The 18,543-nt window shown below is 70.9% G+C and carries 17 protein-coding genes and 2 pseudogenes; 1 reads left to right on the top strand and 18 read right to left on the bottom strand.

From position 1 onward, the window contains the following. Nucleotides 1-9: 9 nt before the first annotated feature. The 12 genes and pseudogenes from ACERMF_RS02765 to ACERMF_RS02710 form a co-directional block, all read right to left on the bottom strand. Nucleotides 10-687: pseudogene (locus tag ACERMF_RS02765) on the bottom strand (M24 family metallopeptidase); the annotation flags it as partial. A 48-nt stretch (nt 688-735) separates the two neighbouring features. Further along, nucleotides 736-1,131, bottom strand: a pseudogene (locus tag ACERMF_RS02760) (aminopeptidase P family N-terminal domain-containing protein); the annotation flags it as partial. A gap of 136 nt (nt 1,132-1,267) precedes the next feature. Beyond that, entirely contained in the window at nt 1,268-2,239 is a 972-nt protein-coding gene (locus ACERMF_RS02755; protein WP_373667491.1) for an NAD(P)-dependent oxidoreductase, read from the bottom strand. A 108-nt stretch (nt 2,240-2,347) separates the two neighbouring features. Continuing rightward, nucleotides 2,348-3,178: an ABC transporter permease gene (locus tag ACERMF_RS02750; protein ID WP_373667490.1), complete on the bottom strand. Its 831-nt coding sequence runs from the start codon at nt 3,176-3,178 to the stop codon at nt 2,348-2,350. Further along, entirely contained in the window at nt 3,175-3,951 is a 777-nt protein-coding gene (locus ACERMF_RS02745) for an ABC transporter permease (RefSeq protein ID WP_373667489.1), read from the bottom strand. Before ACERMF_RS02745 ends, ACERMF_RS02750 begins: the two co-directional genes overlap by 4 nt. 69 nt (nt 3,952-4,020) lie before the next feature. Further along, entirely contained in the window at nt 4,021-5,163 is a 1,143-nt protein-coding gene (locus ACERMF_RS02740; protein WP_373667488.1) for an ABC transporter substrate-binding protein, read from the bottom strand. A 51-nt stretch (nt 5,164-5,214) separates the two neighbouring features. Continuing rightward, the gene (locus ACERMF_RS02735; RefSeq protein WP_373667487.1) at nt 5,215-6,006 is read right to left on the bottom strand and encodes an ABC transporter ATP-binding protein; all 792 of its coding nucleotides are present in this window, start codon (nt 6,004-6,006) and stop codon (nt 5,215-5,217) included. A 271-nt stretch (nt 6,007-6,277) separates the two neighbouring features. Further along, nucleotides 6,278-7,513, bottom strand: coding sequence for an LVIVD repeat-containing protein (locus ACERMF_RS02730; protein WP_373667486.1), 1,236 nt, complete (start codon nt 7,511-7,513; stop codon nt 6,278-6,280). A gap of 73 nt (nt 7,514-7,586) precedes the next feature. After that, on the bottom strand, nt 7,587-8,642 hold the full coding sequence (locus ACERMF_RS02725; RefSeq protein ID WP_373667485.1) for a LacI family DNA-binding transcriptional regulator: 1,056 nt from the start codon (nt 8,640-8,642) through the stop codon (nt 7,587-7,589). 24 nt (nt 8,643-8,666) lie between these two features. Further along, nucleotides 8,667-9,374 (bottom strand): SDR family NAD(P)-dependent oxidoreductase, encoded by a 708-nt coding sequence (locus ACERMF_RS02720; RefSeq protein WP_373667484.1) that lies wholly within the window; start codon nt 9,372-9,374, stop codon nt 8,667-8,669. A gap of 46 nt (nt 9,375-9,420) precedes the next feature. Next, complete coding sequence (locus ACERMF_RS02715; RefSeq protein ID WP_373667483.1) at nt 9,421-10,356, bottom strand: cupin domain-containing protein; 936 nt, start codon at nt 10,354-10,356, stop codon at nt 9,421-9,423. A gap of 68 nt (nt 10,357-10,424) precedes the next feature. Next, complete coding sequence (locus tag ACERMF_RS02710) at nt 10,425-11,786, bottom strand: amidohydrolase family protein (RefSeq protein ID WP_373667482.1); 1,362 nt, start codon at nt 11,784-11,786, stop codon at nt 10,425-10,427. A 152-nt stretch (nt 11,787-11,938) separates the two neighbouring features. Here ACERMF_RS02710 and ACERMF_RS02705 point away from each other — a divergent pair, with 152 nt between their 5' ends. Beyond that, complete coding sequence (locus tag ACERMF_RS02705; protein WP_373667481.1) at nt 11,939-13,603, top strand: amidohydrolase; 1,665 nt, start codon at nt 11,939-11,941, stop codon at nt 13,601-13,603. A gap of 304 nt (nt 13,604-13,907) precedes the next feature. On the opposite strand, the gene ACERMF_RS02700 is transcribed toward ACERMF_RS02705, so the two are convergent. Genes ACERMF_RS02700 through ACERMF_RS02675 form a run of 6 tightly spaced genes read right to left on the bottom strand, consistent with a single transcriptional unit; the run spans nt 13,908 to nt 18,467 of the window. Beyond that, nucleotides 13,908-14,489 carry a carboxymuconolactone decarboxylase family protein gene (locus ACERMF_RS02700; RefSeq protein WP_373667480.1) on the bottom strand — a complete coding sequence of 194 codons (582 nt, stop codon included), beginning with the start codon at nt 14,487-14,489 and terminating at the stop codon, nt 13,908-13,910. After that, nucleotides 14,489-14,923, bottom strand: coding sequence for a RidA family protein (locus tag ACERMF_RS02695; protein ID WP_373667479.1), 435 nt, complete (start codon nt 14,921-14,923; stop codon nt 14,489-14,491). Before ACERMF_RS02695 ends, ACERMF_RS02700 begins: the two co-directional genes overlap by 1 nt. Before the next feature lie 38 nt (nt 14,924-14,961). After that, complete coding sequence (locus ACERMF_RS02690; RefSeq protein ID WP_373667478.1) at nt 14,962-15,666, bottom strand: ABC transporter ATP-binding protein; 705 nt, start codon at nt 15,664-15,666, stop codon at nt 14,962-14,964. Beyond that, nucleotides 15,659-16,390 carry an ABC transporter ATP-binding protein gene (locus tag ACERMF_RS02685; protein WP_373667477.1) on the bottom strand — a complete coding sequence of 244 codons (732 nt, stop codon included), beginning with the start codon at nt 16,388-16,390 and terminating at the stop codon, nt 15,659-15,661. Before ACERMF_RS02685 ends, ACERMF_RS02690 begins: the two co-directional genes overlap by 8 nt. Beyond that, nucleotides 16,387-17,589 (bottom strand): branched-chain amino acid ABC transporter permease, encoded by a 1,203-nt coding sequence (locus ACERMF_RS02680; RefSeq protein ID WP_373667476.1) that lies wholly within the window; start codon nt 17,587-17,589, stop codon nt 16,387-16,389. Before ACERMF_RS02680 ends, ACERMF_RS02685 begins: the two co-directional genes overlap by 4 nt. Further along, nucleotides 17,586-18,467 carry a branched-chain amino acid ABC transporter permease gene (locus ACERMF_RS02675; protein ID WP_373667475.1) on the bottom strand — a complete coding sequence of 294 codons (882 nt, stop codon included), beginning with the start codon at nt 18,465-18,467 and terminating at the stop codon, nt 17,586-17,588. The genes ACERMF_RS02680 and ACERMF_RS02675 overlap by 4 nt, the downstream gene beginning before the upstream one ends. Nucleotides 18,468-18,543 lie beyond the last annotated feature (76 nt).

The raw sequence follows: 18,543 nt of genomic DNA, 5'->3' as shown, positions 1-18,543 counted from the left end.
TCGCCGTTCTCAGGCGGTCGGGGCGCCGACACGGACCAGCTCGACGGGGAACTCGTGCATCGAGCGGGCGCCGTCGGGGGTGATCTCGACCAGCTCGCCGACCTGGACGCCCGCGGACTCGTCGGCGGTCACGACGTTGGGCTGCACGACCAGGGTCTGGCCGACCTCGAAGGTCCAGGGCGCGGGGTCGTGGGTGGTCTCGTGGGTCCGGATCGACGGCGGCAGGATCCCGATCCCGAAGCCGTGGACCAGCGCATCGACGATCGTGAAGCCGTGCGCCGCGATGGGGCTCGCCGCGTCGAGGACGTCCTGCTCGGTCGCACCGGGCCGCATCGCCGCGACCACCGCGTGGAACACCTCGAGCGCCACCTCGTGCAGTTCGGCGAACAGCGGGGTCGGCTCCGCCTCGAGGACGAAGGTCCGCAGCGACTGGCCGGCATAGCCACCGTGGGAGGCGCTGATCTCGGTCGTGACCACGTCGCCGGCCCGCAGCACCCGGTCCGAGAGCACCTGGGCGGGCACGCACCGGTCTGGTGCCGACCTCGGCGTCGAGGCCAGGTAGTGGAACGTGGTCAGTCCGCCTGCGCGCGTGTAGGCGCGCTCGATCACGTCGGCGAGTTCGTACTCGCGCATCCCCGGTCGCATCTGTTCGCGGAGTGCGGCCATGGCGGCGTCGGTGTGGGCGGCACCGCGCCGCAGCCACGCCAGCTCCTCGTCGCTCTTGACCACCCGCAGACGCCGGAACGCGGACGTGAGGTCGCGCAGCCGCGCTCCCGACCTCGCCCGCATCCGCTCGTGGTGCTGGTAGGGCATGAGCCCGACCACGCCGACCTCCCGCGCACCTCGCGCGGCCAGCTCCGCGCCCAGCGTCTCGCCGCTGTCGACCCCGCCCCAGCGGACGTCGTCCAGGGGAGACACCGCCGCGGCGTTGGGGACGTGGTTGAAGCTCTGCACGAACAGCACCGGGTCGCCGTCGCGGGGGAACAGCACGTAGTTGTCGCGCATGCCCAGGAACCCCGACAGGTAGTGCACGTCGGCCTGCAGCGCGCGGCCGAGCGCGGACCACCCGAAGACGACGACGGCGTCGAGACCCTCGTCGTCGAGCAAAGCCCGGACGAGATCCGCGCGGCGGGCGTGCTCGTCGTCGCTGAAGCGGAGGTAGCCGGCGGAGGAGGTCGTCACGGTCGGCTCCCCTCGCCTGCGGCGGAGACATGGCTCGGCGCCGGCCCGCGGCGAACGCAGACCGGCGCCGAAGTCGTGCGCGACGTCACTCGGGGCGACGCTGCGAGAGATCGTCGATGGGGGGCGTGAGCCCGTCGGAGACGTCGTCGCGGTCCTCGGAGGTGAGCTCGAGACCTGCGCCGCGCGCCGCCATGGTCAGCAGGTGCGAGAAGTCCTCGTCGCCGAGGCCGTTGCCGATCATGTCCACGACCATCTGGTGGACCTGGGCCGACACGGGCAGGGCGACATCCAGCTCGCGGGCGGCGTCCAGCCCGAGCTCGAAGTCCTTGCGCAGCAGGTGTCCGGTGAACGTCGGCGAGAAGTCGAGGTTGACCAGCCCCGGCGTCTTGTAGTTGGTGAACACCGAGCCCATGACGCTGCCGTTGATGAACTCGAGGTAGTCGGCCCGGGCGATGCCGGCCTTCTCGGCCAGGACCGTCGTCTCGGACAGCACCTGGGTCACGACGCCGAGGATGAGGTTGTGACAGATCTTGACGAGGCGGGCGTGGTCGCCCTCGCCCACGTAGGTGACGGTGTTTCCGAAGCGCTCCAGGTAGGGACGCGCGGTGTCGAACGCCTCGCGCGGACCCGAGGCCACGACGCCGAGACGACCCGACTTGATCACCTTCGGGCTGCCGCTGACCGGCGCGGCCAGCAGCTTGCAGCCGACCTTGTCGGCGGCCTGGCGCACCCGCTCGGAGGCGTCGGCGGAAATGGTGGACGAGTCCACCAGCAGACCCGGAACCGACCCGTCGACCGTGAGCAGACCGCCCTCCCCCAGGGTGACGTCGACGAAGACGTCGGAGGACGAGACGATGCTGAACACGATGTCGCAGTCGGCGAGGTCGGCGGGGCGGTCGACCACCGTCGCGCCGAGGCCGGCCAACGGCTCGGCCTTCTCGCGTGTGCGGTTCCAGACCTTCAGCGAGGTGCCGGAGTTGAGCAACCGGACGGCGAGCTCGAAGCCCATGCGTCCGGTCCCGAGCCAACCGATGGTCGGTGCGGCCTGATCTGTCATGTGGTCCATCCTCGCGCTACAAACGTTTGCAGGGAACATTGCCGGAAGTTGCGGACGTTGTCAACAACACGCCCCCGGGCACCCACCCGTCGCACGCCTCGCGGGTCATCACCGCGACTCCGCGGCGTACCAGGGCGCCAAACGCCGGGTCGCCCAACGCACCGCGACGACGATGCCGACCCCGACCCCAGCCAGCGCCAGAACGGCCACGAACGCCTCGGGATGCCGGAAGCTGCGGGCGTTGAGCAGGATGTAGAACCCCAGGCCCGGGATGCTGATGATGTACTCGGCGACGACGGCGCCCACCAGCGCGCGCCCCGACGCGAGCCGGAATCCGGTCAGCAGGTAGGGGATAGACGCCGGCAGCACCAGACCGAACCAGACGTGACGGCGCGGCGCCCGGTAGGTGGCGGCCACCTCGAGGTAGCGACCCGAGACCGCCCGGGCGCCGTCGTAGACCGACAGCACCATCGGGAAGTAGGTCGCGAAGATCACGATCGCCAGCCGCGACGCCTCGGTGTAGCCGAGCCACATGGTGATGAGCGGCACGACCGCGACCATGGGCAGCGCGAACAGGGCATTGGTGTAGCCGCGCAGCGCCCACTCCACCCACCGGATCCGCCCCATCGCCAGACCCACCAGCACGGCGAGCGCGATCCCGATCGCCAGCCCCTGCGCGATGGGGACCATCGTGCCGGCGAACGCGGTCAGGAACTGCTCCGACGTGAGCACCTCGGGGACGACCGGTGCCACGGTGGACGGGCGCGCCGCGTAGGGCGGGGCCAGCAGCCGGATCCCCACCTCCCACAACGCCAGCAGCAGCAGTCCGACGGCGACACGCGCGCGCAGCCGGTAGGGGATGCGCTTCCACGGCGGCCGGGGCGGCGCCGCCGGGGCGGTCCTGCCCGCCGTCGTCGAGGCACGGGTGGCCGTGCTCATCGGCCCACCTCCCGCCACGCGGCGAACCGGTCCTCGAGACGTTGCCCGATGGCCATGAACGTCACCCCGAGCAGGCAGACCACCAGGATCGAGGCGAACACCCCGCCGGTGTCGAACCGCCGCGAGGTGACCAGGATCAACTCACCGAGACCCGCCACGGCGAGGAAGAACTCCGCGGCGATCATGCCGACCAGGCCGCGGGCGATCGCGAGACGCAGGCCCGTCATGGCGAACGGCAGGGTGTAGGGCAGCACCACGTCGCGCCAGATCTCCCGTTCGCTGGCCCGGAACGAGCGGGCGACCTCGAGGAACTTCTCATCGACCGAGCGCGCACCCTCGAAGACGCTGATGATCATCGGGAACACGGTGAACAGGAACACCACGATGACCTTGGGCGTGAACCCGAAGCCGAAGATCGCGAGGATGAACGGGATGAGCGCCACCATCGGGGTGGCGTAGGCCGCCGTGACATAGCCCTCGGCACCCTCCCGCAGGAACCGGATGCGAGCCAACAGCAGCCCGGCCGGCGCGCCGACCACCACACCGAAGAACAGCCCCAGGCCGAACACCTGCAACGAGGCCACCAGGGCCCGCGGCAGCACCCCGCTGGAGGTCAGCTCCCACAACCTCACCAACGTGTCCGAGAGCGGCACCAGGAAGATCGGGTCGGTGCGGTGCCCGACGACCTCCCAGGCAACCGCGCCCACCAGCAGGCTGGCCGCGTACACGAGGTACTTCGGCGCGTGCGCTCGCATCGTGGTCAAGGTGTCCATCTCTCCGGTCGTCGACGCAGGGACGCCGCGTGCGGGCCGAGGCGAGAGCGACGGCCCGCACGGGCGGGGTCAGCTGCCGGTGACCTGCTCGACGAGGTCGAACGCGTCCTCCCAGATCGACACGTCGACGACGTCGTCGTAGGCGGGGGCGTCCCCTTCGGGGATGTTGTCGAGCCGGACCTGTTCGTCGATGGTCGCCTCGAGCTTCTCCTCCGGGAGCCCGTGACGGTCGACGGGCCAGAACTCGAGTTCCAGGAAGTCGGCCATGGAGTTGCGGACCACCTCCTCGCTGTGTCCGGTCGCCGAGGCGCCGATACGCACCACCTCGTCCTCGTTCGCGGGGTCGTTCATCCACCGCACCGCCTCGGTGTACGCGGCCAACAGCCGGACGTAGGACTCGCGGTTGTCATCGATCGAGCTGCGAAGCGTCCACAGCACCAGGTAGTGCTGGTTGGGGTCGGAGTCGGCGAGGAAGGCCACCACCTCCATCGTCTGGGTGCCCTGCTCCTCGATCACGTAGACGTCGTCGATGTGGATCACGGAGGTCTGGATCTGGTCGGCGACCACGGCCTGGATCGCGGCGGGTCCCGGGAACCCGGCCACGTCGACGTCGTCGATCGACAGACCGCAGGAGTCGAGGATGATCTCGAGCACGCTGTAGCGCGCACCACCGACCGAGTCGACGCCGATGGTCTCGCCGGCGAGGTCCTCACACGCCTGGATGTCGGGATTGGTCGTTCCGACCAGCCAGTCGATGTTGTCCATGCCCATCAACGCGGCGACGTCGACGCCGGTGCCGGCGAAGGTCATGACCGGCCCGGTCGGCGACCAGGCGATGTCGAGGTCCCCGCCCTGCACGGCCCTGGCCGCGTCCACGCCGGTCTCCATGGGGCGCGAGGTGACGTCGACGTTGTACTTGTCGTAGAACCCGGCCTCCTCGGCGACGGCCGGCATCACCATCGAGAAGATCGAGGGGATCCCGATGGTGCCGACGGTGATCGGGGGAACGTCCTCGAGCTCGACGCCGGGCTCGGCGTCGGGATCGGCATCGGCGTCGGTACCGGCGTCAGCCCCCGGCTCGGCGGCGTCACCGGGCTCGTCGCCCGGTGCCGTCTGGGGGTCGTCGCCACCACCGCAGCCGGCCAGTACCAGCGCCAGCGCCGCCGCGGCGGCCGTGACCGACCGCAGGCCGGTTCTCGTCCTCGTTCGCATGGGTCTCCCTCTCCTCGCGACCGTTGGGCCGCAACGTCGTCGGTGACGGTTTCAGTGCTGCTCGCGGACGGCGGCTGCGGCCTCACCCATCAACTGGCCCCACACGTGCTCGCGGATCTCCTGGAAGCGGGGCAGCGACAACGTCTCGCGGGTGCGCGGCCACGGCAGGTCCACCTCGATGACCTCGGCGACCGAACTCGGACGGCCCTTGAGCAGCACGATCCGGTGGCCCATCAGGACCGCTTCCTCGATCGCATGGGTGACGAAGACCATCGAGGTCGGCTGCTGCTGCCAGATGCTGAGCAACTCGAACTGCAGCAGTTCGCGCGTCTGCGCGTCGAGGGCGCCGAACGGCTCGTCCATGAGCAGCACCCGTGGTTCGATGGCCAGCGCGCGCGCCAGTCCGGCTCGCTGCTGCATGCCGCCGGAGAGTTGATACGGGTAGGACTCTTCGAAGCCCTCGAGCCCCACCAACTGGATGAATTTCGGCACACGTTTGCGGACCTCGCGCTTGCTCATGCCGGCCATGCGTAGCCCGTAGCCGACGTTGTCCTGCACGGTCTTCCACGGGAACAGGCCGAAGTGCTGGAACACGATGGCGACACCCTCGCGAGGTTCGGTGACCGGCTCACCGTCGATGCTCACCTGGCCCGCGGTCGCCGGGATGAGGCCGTCGATGCAGCGCAACAGCGTCGTCTTGCCACACCCCGAAGGGCCCACCAACGACACGATCTCCGCCTCGCCGACGGCCAGATCGATGCCGTCGAACACGGTCAGGTCGCCGTAGGACTTGCAGAGATCCGAGATGACGATGCGGTCGGGTGCGGCCGTCGTCGCGTCCATGGTCTCTCCCCTGTCACCGGACGGGTGTGCACGTCGAGGTGACCCGACGTCATCGCGTCGGGCACGGTGCGGATCGACACTCCCGTGGGCGCCCGGACGGCAGGTGAGCCGTCCGACGCCGGACGTCGCGCTTGTGGCGGGCGACGTCCTGTCGAGTCCTTCGCGTCTGCAGGTGCACCGGCACTGCAAACGTTTGTTGCCCCAAACCGTACGGAGCGCTTCCCCCAGCGTCAACGCGACCGGCCCGAATTCAGAGAAGTTTCAGCGCCCCTCACCCGGTGAAGCGGAGCACGTGCAGACCGTGATTCTTGTCGGTCAGGTAGGCCACCCCGCGGTTGTCCACGAGGACGTCCTCGGACTGGGTCACCAGCGCCCCGCGCGGCAGCAGACCGCGGCGCTCGACCGGGTCGTCGGGCAGGAACCAGCCGCGTTCGCGCGGCAGGTACGGGTCGCTGATGTCGTAGACCCGCAGCCCGGCGTTGAACCAGGTCAGGTAGAGCAGGTCCTCGGACTGGAACAGGTGCGGTGCGCCGTTCTGGGGGTGGTGCTGGTTGTGCGGTCCGAAGCGGCCACCGCGACGCTGGAAGTTGGCGAAGTCGGCGCCGTCGGGTGGGACGGGGACGGGCAGCAGGGACACGAGTCGGGGCTCGCGCTCGTCGGTGACGTCGACCAGTCCGGCGAAGTTGTAGGCCTCCTCGCTGCGCTCGGCGATCGCCTCGGTGTTGACCGCCACCAGCCCCCGACCGGGCAGCGGGATCGCGGTGTGCATCGCGATCATGCTGCTGAAGGCGCCACCGATGTCGAGCCGCGACACCAGCCGCGGCGTCCGGACGTCGCTGATGTCGAGCACGACCATGCCCGCGGCGCCGTAGGGCAGATAGGCCCGATCCCCGTGCGGATACGGCGGGCCGTGCAACGAGATCCGCCGGCCGGGCGCCGCACCCGGCGCCGTGCCCGCGACCCACTGTTCGGGCAGGAACCAGCGGCCGACCTCGCGTGGTCGGGCCGGGTCCTCGATGTCGAGGATGGAGTAGATGTTGCCCTCGAACCCGGGTACGGACGCGGTCACGTGGACGAGGTTGCCGCCGGTGTAGTGGTTGCGGTGGGTGCCGTGCCCGCCGTACGCGTACCCCGACAGGCGCCGCGGCGAGGTGGGGTCGGCGACGTCCCAGAACTCCAAGCCCTCGGCCCCGGCGGCCGTGGGGTCGCCGCCCCAGGGGAGAGGCCGGTGCTCGAGCCCGAGCACCAGCAGCCCGTCGGCCACCTGCACCTGCCAGGTCGCGACGTTGGGATCGTCGGGACCGGGGATCTCGTCGACGACGGCCGGCGAGGTCGGGTCGGTCACGTCCACGATCCACACCCCCGGCTCCCAGAAGCGGGTTACGTACAACCACCACCGGCCCCCGGTGACCTGCAGGGCCAACTTGAAGCCCGGCCGGCCGTCGAGATCGGTGTAGCCGAGCAGCTCGAAGCCCTCGGCACGGTGGGAGGGCGCTGGGGAGGACACGGGACGCTCCTGCGACGACGGTCGGGTGGACGGTGATCCGGCCGGGGGCGGCGATCCGGCCGCGGCGAAGAGATCAGGCCGCGGGTGGTGATCCGGTTGCCGGCGCTGCCGCCGAGTCACGGACCACGAGCTCGGGCTGCACCGAGGTGCCGACGTCGCCGTCCTCACCCGCCACGTGGCGCAGCGCCAGCCGGCCCGCCGCATAGCCGATCGCGTGCGCCGGGAGGCGGACGGTCGTGAGCGCCGGCTGGGTGTAGGCGGCGAAGAAGGCGTCGTTGTAGCTGACGACGGAGACGTCCTCGGGGCAGCGCAACCCGCGCGACCGCAGTGCCGACAGCGCACCGAGCGCGAGCAGGTCGTTCTGGACGAACAAGGCGGTCGGCGGTGCGTCGCCGCAGCTGCGCAGGAGTTCGAGGGTGTGCCGCTCCCCCTCGGCGACCGTGGGACTCGACGCGGCCTGCGCGCGTGCGACCACCGCCAGGCCGGCCGCGGCGAGCGCGTCCTCACACCCCTGCGAGCGGGCGCGGAACGGCTCCACGTCCAGCGGCCCCTGGACCTGGGCGATGCGGCGGTGTCCGAGTTCGAGCAGGTGGTCCACCGCGATCCGCCCGCCGAGGACGTCGTCGTGCGGGACCGTCGGCAGGCCGCTGTCCGACAGCGTCCGCACCGCCAACACCACCTCGGTGCCCGAGGCGCGCAGTTGCTGCAGCAGCGCGACGTCGCCCTCGCGTGCAGCCGTGGTGATGACGGCCTCGACGCGGCGTTCCTCGAGATGCCGCAGGATCCGCACGAGGCGATCGTGGTCGTCCTCGGTGTCGGTGACCAGCGGCATGAAGTCGGCGGCGTCCAGCGCCCGCGCGACCCCGCGCAGGAACGGGGCGTACAGCGGGTTGCCGAGGTCGGGGACGACGACACCGATCGTGCGCGTCTGTCCCCGGCGCAGACCGCTGGCACCGCGGTGGGGCCGGTAGCCGAGCTCCTCGACCACCTCGAGGATCCGCAGCCGGGTCGCCTCGGCGATCAGCCACTGCTTCTGGGGATCGAGGGCGCGTGACACGGTCGACACGTGGACGTCGGCGGCCCGCGCGACGTCGCGGATGGTCACCGTCGGCCGTTCACCTACCGCCATGGCGGCGTCCTCCCCGGGCGGGCATCAGCGCAGCATCCAACCACCGTCGACGTTGAGGTTGACGCCGGTGACCCCCGAGTTCTCCAGCAGGAACACGGTCGCGTGCACCACCTCGTCGGTGGTGACGAGCCGGCCGAGCGGGGTTCGGTCCACGATGGGGTCCAGCGCGCCGTCCGGCTTGCTGTCCCAGTACGGCGTGTCCCCGACGATGCCGGGGTGGATGGCGTTGACCCGCACCGGCGCCAGCTCGACCCCGAGCGTGTGGACCATGCCGATGACGCCGCCGTTGACGGTGCTCACGCTGGTCGAACCCGGGTAGGGACGGTCCTTGGCCAGCCCGCCGAAGAGCACGATCGAGCTGTCGTCGCCGAGACGGTCGACCAGCGCGTGCACCACCTCGGTGTAGCCGACCAGCTTGAGCGTCACCAGGTGCATGGCGCCTTCGAGGTCGTAGTCGCGGACGGTGTTCTCGTCGCGGTCGACGGCGGCGATGACCAGCCGCGCGACGGGCCCGACGTCGGCCAGCGCACCTGCGATCGAGCCCGGGTCGGCGAGGTCGAGCGCGATGCCGCGGGCGCTGCCGCCCAGCTCGCGCGCCGTCTCCTCGGCGCGGCCGGCGTCACGGCTGGTCACCCACACCTCGTGACCGAGGTCGGTGTAGTGGCGGGCGGTCGCCAGGCCGATCCCGGAGGTCGCCCCGACGACCACGACGGCACCTGTTGGAGTTCCCACGTTCGTCCTTTGCTCGTGTCCCGGCGCGCGGTCGCGCCTGCGGTCGTCAGTGGTCGTGTGTGTGCCCGAGCTGCTGCTCGAGGTAGGCCCAGTCCCGGGCGAAGCGGTAGGAGTGGCGTCCTGGCGGCTGCGGCGCCTGGGTCTCGAGCCAGCGGACGGGCCCGTCGCCGACGTTGGCGAACTCGTGGGTGGACGCGACGCCGGCGAAGGCGACGTCGCCCGGCCCGAGGCGGTAGGTCCGACCGTCGATGACGGTCTCGACCTCGCCTTCGAGGATCAGGTAGGCCTCCTCGAAAGGGTGGTCGTGGGCGCCGGCGAACCCACCCGGCTCGTACTGGACCATGAACATCGTGGCCAGGAACGCGCCGAGGTCGGAGTCGACCATCATCTTGACGCTGATGCCGCTGTACACCAGCAGCGCGGTGCGCATGCTCGCCGACAGCGCCAGCTTGTCCTGGGTCTGCTGCGACGGCTCCATGTGGTGCGGCTCGAAGTGCCCGAACGAGCGGCAGCGGGGATCGCGTGGATCCAGCAGCTGCGGCTCGCCCGCCCCCGCGTCCGCGCCCGGTGCCCACCGTCCCGGGGGCGCGTCGACGAAGAACGTGTCGGTCGCGTCGCCCGAGCGGCCCTGGGGCGCCAGCATCTCGGCCCACCTCGCCGGCTGGTCGCCGTCGTTGTGCCAGGCGTGCGGGACACCGACCGGCACGACGCCGTAGTCGCCTTCGACGAGGCGGAACGAGCCCTCCGGGGTCTCGACGACGACCTCGCCCGACAGGACGAAGAAGCTCTCCTCGAAGGAGTGCAGGTGCCAGTCGATGGTGCCGGCGGCGTCGAGCTGGCAGATGCCGAAGCCCATGTGGACCGAGCCGCGGTCGGGTCCGACGACGTCCCAGCGGGTGTGCCCCTCGCTGTGGCCGTCGAAGATCGTCGGGGTGTCGTACTGCGCGTCCGTCGCCAGGGCGACGAGGTGCCGAAGGCTCACGTGGGCTCCTTGTGTCCGTGCGGGCAGGGGCGGCCGCGCCCCGTGGCCGGGGCGCGGCGACGTGGGCGTCAGGCCAGCAGCCAGCCGGGCTGGTGCTTGACCTGCGAGACGAGGTGCTCCTGGGACGCCGTCACGAGGTCACGGGCCCGCCCGAAGTCCTCGACGAGCTTGCCGTCGCGCTTCTTGAACTGTCCCGCGACGAGCACCGACTCGACGTTGGAGACGTCGGCGGCCAAGGTCACGGTGGCGACCGGGTCGATCACCGGAGCGGTGCCGGGGGCCGTGCCGTCGATCACGACGATGTCGGCCTGCTTGCCGGGGGTCAGCGAACCGGTCCGGTCCTCGACGCCGGCGACGTACGCACCGTCGATGGTGGCCATCTCCAGCAACTGCCGGGCGGTCAGCATCGTGTCGGGGATGTCGACGTCGGCCTGCCAGCAGTCGGAGTTGACCGCCGCACGCTCGCCACCGAACGCCGCCCGCATCTGCGTGAACATGTCCCCCGGCACGGTCGTGACGACGTCGATGGACAGCGACGGACGCAGGCCCTCGGCCAGCGCCCGGCCCGTCGGCGGGTAGCCGTGGCCCATCTGCTGCTCGACCTGCGCGGCGATCGAGATGGTGCCACCGCTGTCGCGGACCATGCGCCACTCCTCGTCGTCGAGGTAGCAGGCGTGGACGTAGGTGATGTCGGGCCCGAGCAGTCCGAGCCGGTCGAGGTTCTTGACCATGGAGAAGCGGCCGGCGAGCCGCCCCATGCCCACGTGCACGGTGATGGGGATGCCGAGTTCGCGGGCGAGCTTCCACTCCTGCGTGACGACGTCGTCGACGCAGAATCCCGTGCCGCGGGTCGCCAGCGCCATCGTGAGCAGGCCGTCGTCGCTGCTGAAGTAGGTGTCGCGGATGCGGCGGATGTCGTCGGCCGGCATCACGATCTTGGACTCGAACCAGTAGTCCGCCAGCGACGTGTTCGCACTGCCGTAGGCGTACTGCGAGCGGATGCCCACCTCCTTGAGCGCGGCGATCGCCGCGTCGGGGTGTTCGGGCGTGTTGTTGATGTGCGACCAGTCGACCAGCGTGGTGATGCCCGCGTTGAGGCACTCCAGCGCGCCGGCGAGGTTGCTCGCGTAGACGTCCTCGGCCCGGTAGACGGGTGCGAAGCTGTCCAGCACCTCGACGAAGTAGTCGTCGAGCGTCGCGTTCGGGGCGCAGCCACGGATGGCCGCCTCCCAGGTGTGGCGGTGGGTGTCGACGAAGCCCGGGATCACGATCCGGCCCCGCACGTCGACCACCTCGGCGTCCCCGACGTCGAGATCGACCCCGACGGCGGCGATCTTGTCGTCTTCGATCAAGACGTCGGCGACCGCATGGTCCCCGATGTCCTTGTCCATGGTCAGGACACACCCTCCCTGCAGCAGCAGCCGGCCCATCCCGGCCCCCCTTTCCGGCACGCGCGCGGCGCGCCTGTCCCGTTTCTGCTCCGTCTCGCGCCTCCCAGCGCAGCCTCACCCTACGCGCCGATGCAAACGGTTGCAACAGTTTTTCGCTCCTGGTAGAACCGAAGCCGGCAGGAGACACGGCGATGACGATCCAGTGGCCAACTCGGGCCAGGCGCAGCGGTTCCTCCGGGCACGCAGACCTGGTGCTGCGCTCGGGGAAGGTGCACGCGCAGACCGACGCCGCACCCGTCGAGGCCGTCGCCCTGCGCGGCGGTGCGGTCGCACGTGTGGGTGCGGACCGCGACCTGCAGGACCTGATCGGCCCCGCGACCGAGGTGGTCGACCTCGCCGGCCGCACGGTCGTGCCCGGCCTGATCGACTCGCACATCCACGTGGTGCGCGGCGGGCTGACCTGGGACCAGGAGCGGTTCTGGTTCGAGGTCGACTCGCTCGAAGCCGGTCTGGACATCATCCGCGAGCAGGTCGACACCCAACCACCGGGCACCTGGATCCGCGTCGTCGGCGGCTGGCACGGCGGCCAGTTCCGCGAACGGCGTGGCCCCACGTCGGCCGAGCTCACCGCGCTCGCGCCCGAGCACCCCGTCTACGTCCAACTGCTGTACGAGGAGGCGGTGCTCAACGCCGCCGGCCTGCGGGCGGCCGGGATCGACCGCGGAACCCCCGACCCCGAACGCGGGGCCTACGACCGCGACGCGGCCACCGGCGAGCCGACCGGCGTCGTGCGCGGCATCGGCGCGTTCCAGCACTGCCTCGGTCAGGGCCCCGCACCCAGTCCGCAGGAACCGTCCACCTCGACCCAAGCGATGTTGCGGTCGCTCGCGGGGTACGGGCTGACCGGAGCCATCGATGCCGGTGGCCTCGGCATGACCCCCGACTCGTACCGTCCGCTGTTCGAGCTGTGGCGGCAGGGCCCGCTCCCGCTCAAGCTGCGGCTGTACGTCTGTGCCGCCACCCGTGGGGGCGAGGCCGACGAGATCGGCGCCTGGGTCCGCCACACCCGTCCGGGGTTCGGCGACGCGTGGCTGCAACACGTCGGTGTCGGCGAGATCGCCCACTTCGGCTGCCACGACCTCGAGGGCCTGCACGACTTCAGCGTCGCGCCCGCCGCCCAGGACGAGCTCGAGCGCATCCTCCTCGACGTCGCCCGTGCCGGGTGGCCGCTGCACATACATGCCGTGCTCGACGACACGACGTCCGCGGTGCTCGACGTCTGGGAGCGCGTCCACCGGCAGGTGCCGATCGCCCGACTGCGCTGGTCGCTCGCACACGTCGAGCCGATCAGCGACCACAACCTCGACCGGGTCGCCCGGCTCGGCGCCGGCATCGCCGTCCAGGACCGCCTCGTGTACCGCGCGACCGACTCCGCACGCGTGTGGGGCGAGGAGGCGGTGCGGCGCGGCCCGCCACTGCGCAACATCCTGGACCGCGGCATCCCGCTGGGCGCCGGCACCGACGCCACGCGCGTCGCCTCCCCCAACCCGTGGGTGTCGCTGTGGTGGCTGGTGACGGGTCGCACCTACGACGACGGCCCCGAGCGGGACCCCCGGCAGTGCCTGACCCGCGAGGAGGCCCTGCACGCCTACACCCGCGGCAGCGCGTGGTTCAGCGTCGAGGAGCACGACCGCGGCGCACTGGAGCCGGGCATGGCCGCCGACCTCGCCGTCCTCGACGACGACTACTTCACCGTCGACGACGACGCGATCCGCCGGCTCCGCAGCGAGCTCACCGTCGTCGAGGGCCGCGTCTCCCACGCCAGCGGCGACTTCGCCGGCCTCACCACCCCCTGACCGCTCCCACGCCCCGCGGACCGCACCGCGCGCGCCGCGCCGCCCACCCCCACTCTCGGCTCCCCGCACGAAAACCGGCGCGCGCGCGGCCCCCGCCGCGGCCCGCCGCGCCGCGCCCCCACTTTCGTGCCCCTGAACGAAACCGGTGGGGATACGGCGCTGCGGGCACCCGAGCGGTCCCCGCTTTCGTGCCCCTGAACGAAACCGGTGGGGATACGGCGCTGCGGGCACCCGAGCGTCCCCGCTTTCGTGTCCCCGCACGAAAGTGGACAGGCGGCGCTCGCCCGCACGCCCCGGCCGCGGGTCAGCGGGGCTCGAGTTCGGGGGGTGGTGGGGGCATGTCGAGGTCGAGGCCGAGCACGCGGTGGAAGCGTGCGAGCGCGTTCCACAGGCTGATCGACAGGGTGAGTTCCGCGATCTGGTGCTCGTCGAAGACCGCCTTGCACCGTACGAGCACGTCCGGGGCGACCGCCTGCGGAACGTCGAGGTACGACGTCGTCGGCGGGGACAGCGTCACCGCGTCGGTGAACGCGACCGCGGCAGCGAGCGGTTCGTCGAGCTCCGCCGCGGCCGGATCCCCCATCGCCAGGATGTCGCGCTCGTCGAGGTCGTTGCGGCGGGCCGACGCGACCCGGTGGCTGATCGTGTAGCGGCAACGGTTGAGGACGGCGACGCGTAGAGCGCTGAGGTCCTTGACCCGGATCGGCACGCGCCCGGGTCCCACCACGGCCGACAGGTAGGGCAGATAGGCCTCGAAGGCGCCCTCGACCATGCCGACCGCGCGCCAGGTCTGCAGCACCTGCCCGTAGCGGGCCTCCCCGGCCGCGAACGCGTCGGCGAGGGACCCCTGGGCGGTCGACGGATCCGGGAGCTCGATCCAGGCCATCAGGGTTGGGCGATGGCGACGGCCTGGATCTCCAGGCGCAGACGCGGGTCGGTGGCGAGCCGCACGATCTGCACCGTCGTGCTGGTGGGCAGGTGGTCGCCGAAGTACTGGCCCTGGGCCCGGTTGATGACGTCCTGGTCGCCCTCGACGTCGACGAGGAAGCGCGTGAGCATGACCACGTCCGAGCGCTGGCAACCGGCCGCCTCCAGCGCCTGGTCGAGGTGCTCGAACACCAGCGCCACCTGGCTCTGCGCGTCCAGCGGGATGGCGTCGAAGTCCTCGGGGATGTGCGGGTGGTCGTGGTAGACCGGCGCCGCGGTCACCCCGGAGATGTAGACGGGGTGGCCGGACCGCACCTTGATCGCCGGCACGAACAGCGAGTTGATGGCGGGGTCGTAGCCGTCGTGGTGCACCACCTCGAGGTGGTCGCTCATGCCTGCCTCCCGGGTCGGTGGTCGTGGTGGCTGGCGCGTCAGAGCGCCAGGTAGGCCTCGCGGATCCGTGAGCTGCCGAGCAGTTCCTCGCGCGAGCCGTGCTGGACGATGCGGCCCTGCTCGAGGACGTAGCCCCGGCTGGCGATCTCGAGCGTGCGCGCCACGTTCTGCTCGACCAGCAGGACGCCGACGCCGAGCTTCACCACGTCCTGGATCAGCTCGAACATGGTGTCGACGAGCAGCGGGCTCAGGCCCAGCGACGGCTCGTCCATGACGAGGAAGGACGGCTTGGCCATCAGTCCGCGCCCGAGCGCGACCATCTGCTGCTCGCCACCGGACAGGGTGCCGGCCAGCTGCTGACGTCGGTCGAGCAGGCGCGGGAACAGGCCGAAGACCATCTCCTTGGTCTGCTTCAACTCGCGCCGCGCCGCAGGGCTGTAGGCGCCCAGTTCGAGGTTCTCCTCGACGGTGAGCTTGGTGAACAGCCGCCGGCCCTCCGGCACGATCGCGAGCCCCGCGGCGGCGACCTCGTGGCGGGGCCTGGCGAGCAGGTCGGTCTCGCCGAGGCGGATCGTCCCGGCGCTGACCGGGATCAGGCGCATGAGGGCCTTGGCGAGCGTGGTCTTGCCGGCGCCGTTGGGGCCGAGCAACGCGACGATCTCGCCTTCCTCGACCCGCAGGGACACGTCGTGGAGGACCTCGGCCTCGCCGTAGGCGGCGCTGACGCCTGCAACCTCAAGCATGGTGGCCTCCGAGGTAGGCGGTGACGACGTCGTCGTCGCGCAGACACTCCTCGGGTTGCCCCTGCGCGATGACCTTGCCGAAGTTGAGGACGGTGAGGTGGTCGCAGAGGTCGAGGATGACGCGCATGATGTGCTCGACGACCACGATGCTGATGCCGAGCCCCTTGATGCGGTGCACCAGCTCGATGCCCTCGACCAGTTCGCGCGGGTTGAGGCCCGCGAGTACCTCGTCGAGGAACAGCACGCGGGGGCGGGTCGCCAGTGCCCGGGCGAGCTCCAGCAGCTTGCGCTGGTGCAGGGTGATGGTGTCGGGCAGCAGGCCGGCGACCGGCGCCAGACCGACGAACTCGACCCACCTGTCGGCCTCGGCGTCGATGTCGTCGGGGCGTGAGTCGGTGGCGCCGAAGTGGGCGGCGACCCGGACGTTCTCGTGGACGGTCAGTGTGCTGAACGGACGCGGGATCTGGTAGGTCCGGGCGAGGCCCAGACCGCTGATCTTGTGGGGCGCGAGGCGCTCGATCCGGGTCCCCTCGATCGCGATGGTCCCCGAGTCCATCGGCAGGTGGCCGCTCAGCAGGTTGATGGTGGTGGACTTGCCCGAGCCGTTGGGGCCGACCAGGCCGCGGACCTCGCCCGCTCGCAGTTCGAAGTCGACGCCGTCGACGGCGCGCAGACCACCGAAGGTCTTGGTCAGGCCCTCACAGCGCAACAGCGGTTCGCTCATCGGCCGCTCTCCTGCGGTGCCACGTCGGCGTCCTCGTCGCGGCCGAGCACCGGCTCCGCCGCACCGCCTGGCGGTCGACGTCGGCGTCCGGATCCCGTGCCCGGCACGACCCGCGCCGGGAGGAACAGCACCACCAGGGCGGCGACGAGGCCGTAGGCGAACACGGTGATCGCCGTGCTGTCGGTCAACAGCGCACTGATCGCCGTGACCGCGACCAGGGCGACGACCGGCGGCACGGGACGTTCCAGCAGGCGCGTGGAGATGCCGCCTCGCAGGAACAGCGTGGCGGTGATCAGGACCAGGGCCAGCACGATCTGGCTCAACTCGGCGTAGCCGGCGCCCGACATCCGGTCGGTGACGGTGTAGATCAGCACCGCGCCGAGCACGGGACCGAACCAGTGCCGGCGACCGCCGACGACGCTCATCAGGATCACGAACACCGGGACCCGCAGCGAGAACGTGCTGCCGGGGCTGATGAAGTTGACCTGCTGGGCGTGCAGGCCGCCCGAGATCCCGGCGATCACGCCGTTGAGGGCGAACACGCCCACCTTGTAGCGCAGGGTCGGGACACCGATCGCCTCGGCGACCTTCTCGTCGTCGCGGATCGCGAACAGGCCGGCGCCGAAGCGGTTGTGCTGGATCAGGTAGGCGATGAAGACCGCGACCAGGGCGATCAGCAGGCCGACGTAGTACAGCATCTGGGTGGTCGAGCCGAGCCAGTCGGGATAGTCGAGCTGCCCCAGCGGGATGCCGCGTCCGCCGTCGATGGCGGTCCAGTTGTTCGACAACGCCCCGATGCCCAGGGCGACCACGAGCGTGAACAGCGCGAAGATCTCGCCGGACAGCCGCCGCAGACGGAACACCAGGAACGCGGTGGCCAGGGCGATCGTGCCGGCGACGAGGGCCGCGATCGGCAGCGTCGGCAGCAGCGACCAGCCGTGTCGGGCCCCGAGGATCGCCGTGGTGTACATGCCCGCGCCGAAGAACGCGCCCTGCCCGAAGCTGAAGTAGCCCGAGTAGCCGCTGAACAGGTTCCAGCTGGTGGCCTGCGCGACCCAGAAGAACACCAGGTAGAGGAAGATCAGGTTGTAGAGCGGAAAGTCGAAGATGCCCTGCAGGGTCGGGATGGCCGCGAGCAGCAGCGCGACCAGTGCCCAGGCCGCCAGGACCTGCGGCCGAAGCGGGTGGCGTGAGCTCATTCGCGTGCCTCCTCGACGATCGGCTTGAACAGTCCGCCGGGACGGAAGATGAGCACGACGGCGAGCACCACCAGCGCCATGAGCCGGGCCAGTGCCGGGTCGGCGAACTGACGCGTGAAGGACTCGACGAGCCCGATGATCAGCGCGGCACCGATGACGCCGAGGGGGTTGGCCAGCCCGCCGAGCAGCACGACCGCGAAGATGACCGCGATCCAGATCTCGGCGCCCGTCGGGGTCAGGACGAACAGCATGCCGACGAGGGTGCCGGTCACGCCGGCCGCGGCGCCCGAGATGGCGGCCACCAGCATCGCCAGGCGGGGGTAGTTCACCCCGAACGCCGACGCCATCTCGGGGTCCTGCACGAACGCGCGCATCCCCTTGCCCGCGTGGGTGCGGTTGAGCAGCCACCACACGCCGCCGCAGGCGAGCAGGGCGGCCACCAGGGCGATGACGCCGGTCAGCGGCAGCGTGAACGGCCCGAAGCGCAGTGCCTTGATGAAGTAGGGGTTCTGGTCGAGCGGGATGCGGACCAGGTCGGAGGTCCACCGCATCGTCATGCCGGCCTCGAAGATGAGGAACAGCGCGAACGTGACGATCAGGGACCCGAACACGTCGATCTTGAAGCGGGTGATGAACACCTGCAGGGCGATGCCGAGCAGCGCCCCGACGGGGCCGGTGACGACGACGGCGACCAGCGGGTCGAGCCCGAACGTCGTCGCGATCTCATAGGTGATGTAGGCGGTCAGGAAGACGAAGCCGAAGTGGGCGAAGTTGATGGTGTGGAGCAGGCCCCACTGCAGGCTCAGGCCCAGCGCGAAGATCGAGTACAGACCCGCCAGCAGGATGCCGGTCGCGAGGGTCTGGGTGATCAGCGTCATGGGTCACCTCCCGTGGTCCGCCCCGTGCGTCGGACGCCAGTCGTGCCGGCCGGGGCTCCGCGACGTGCGGCGGGGC

Source organism: Egicoccus sp. AB-alg6-2 (assembly GCF_041821025.1).
GTDB lineage: Bacteria > Actinomycetota > Nitriliruptoria > Nitriliruptorales > Nitriliruptoraceae > Egicoccus.
The sequence above is the reverse complement of the archived record's forward strand: the minus strand, read 5'-3'. Positions and strand labels throughout refer to the sequence as shown.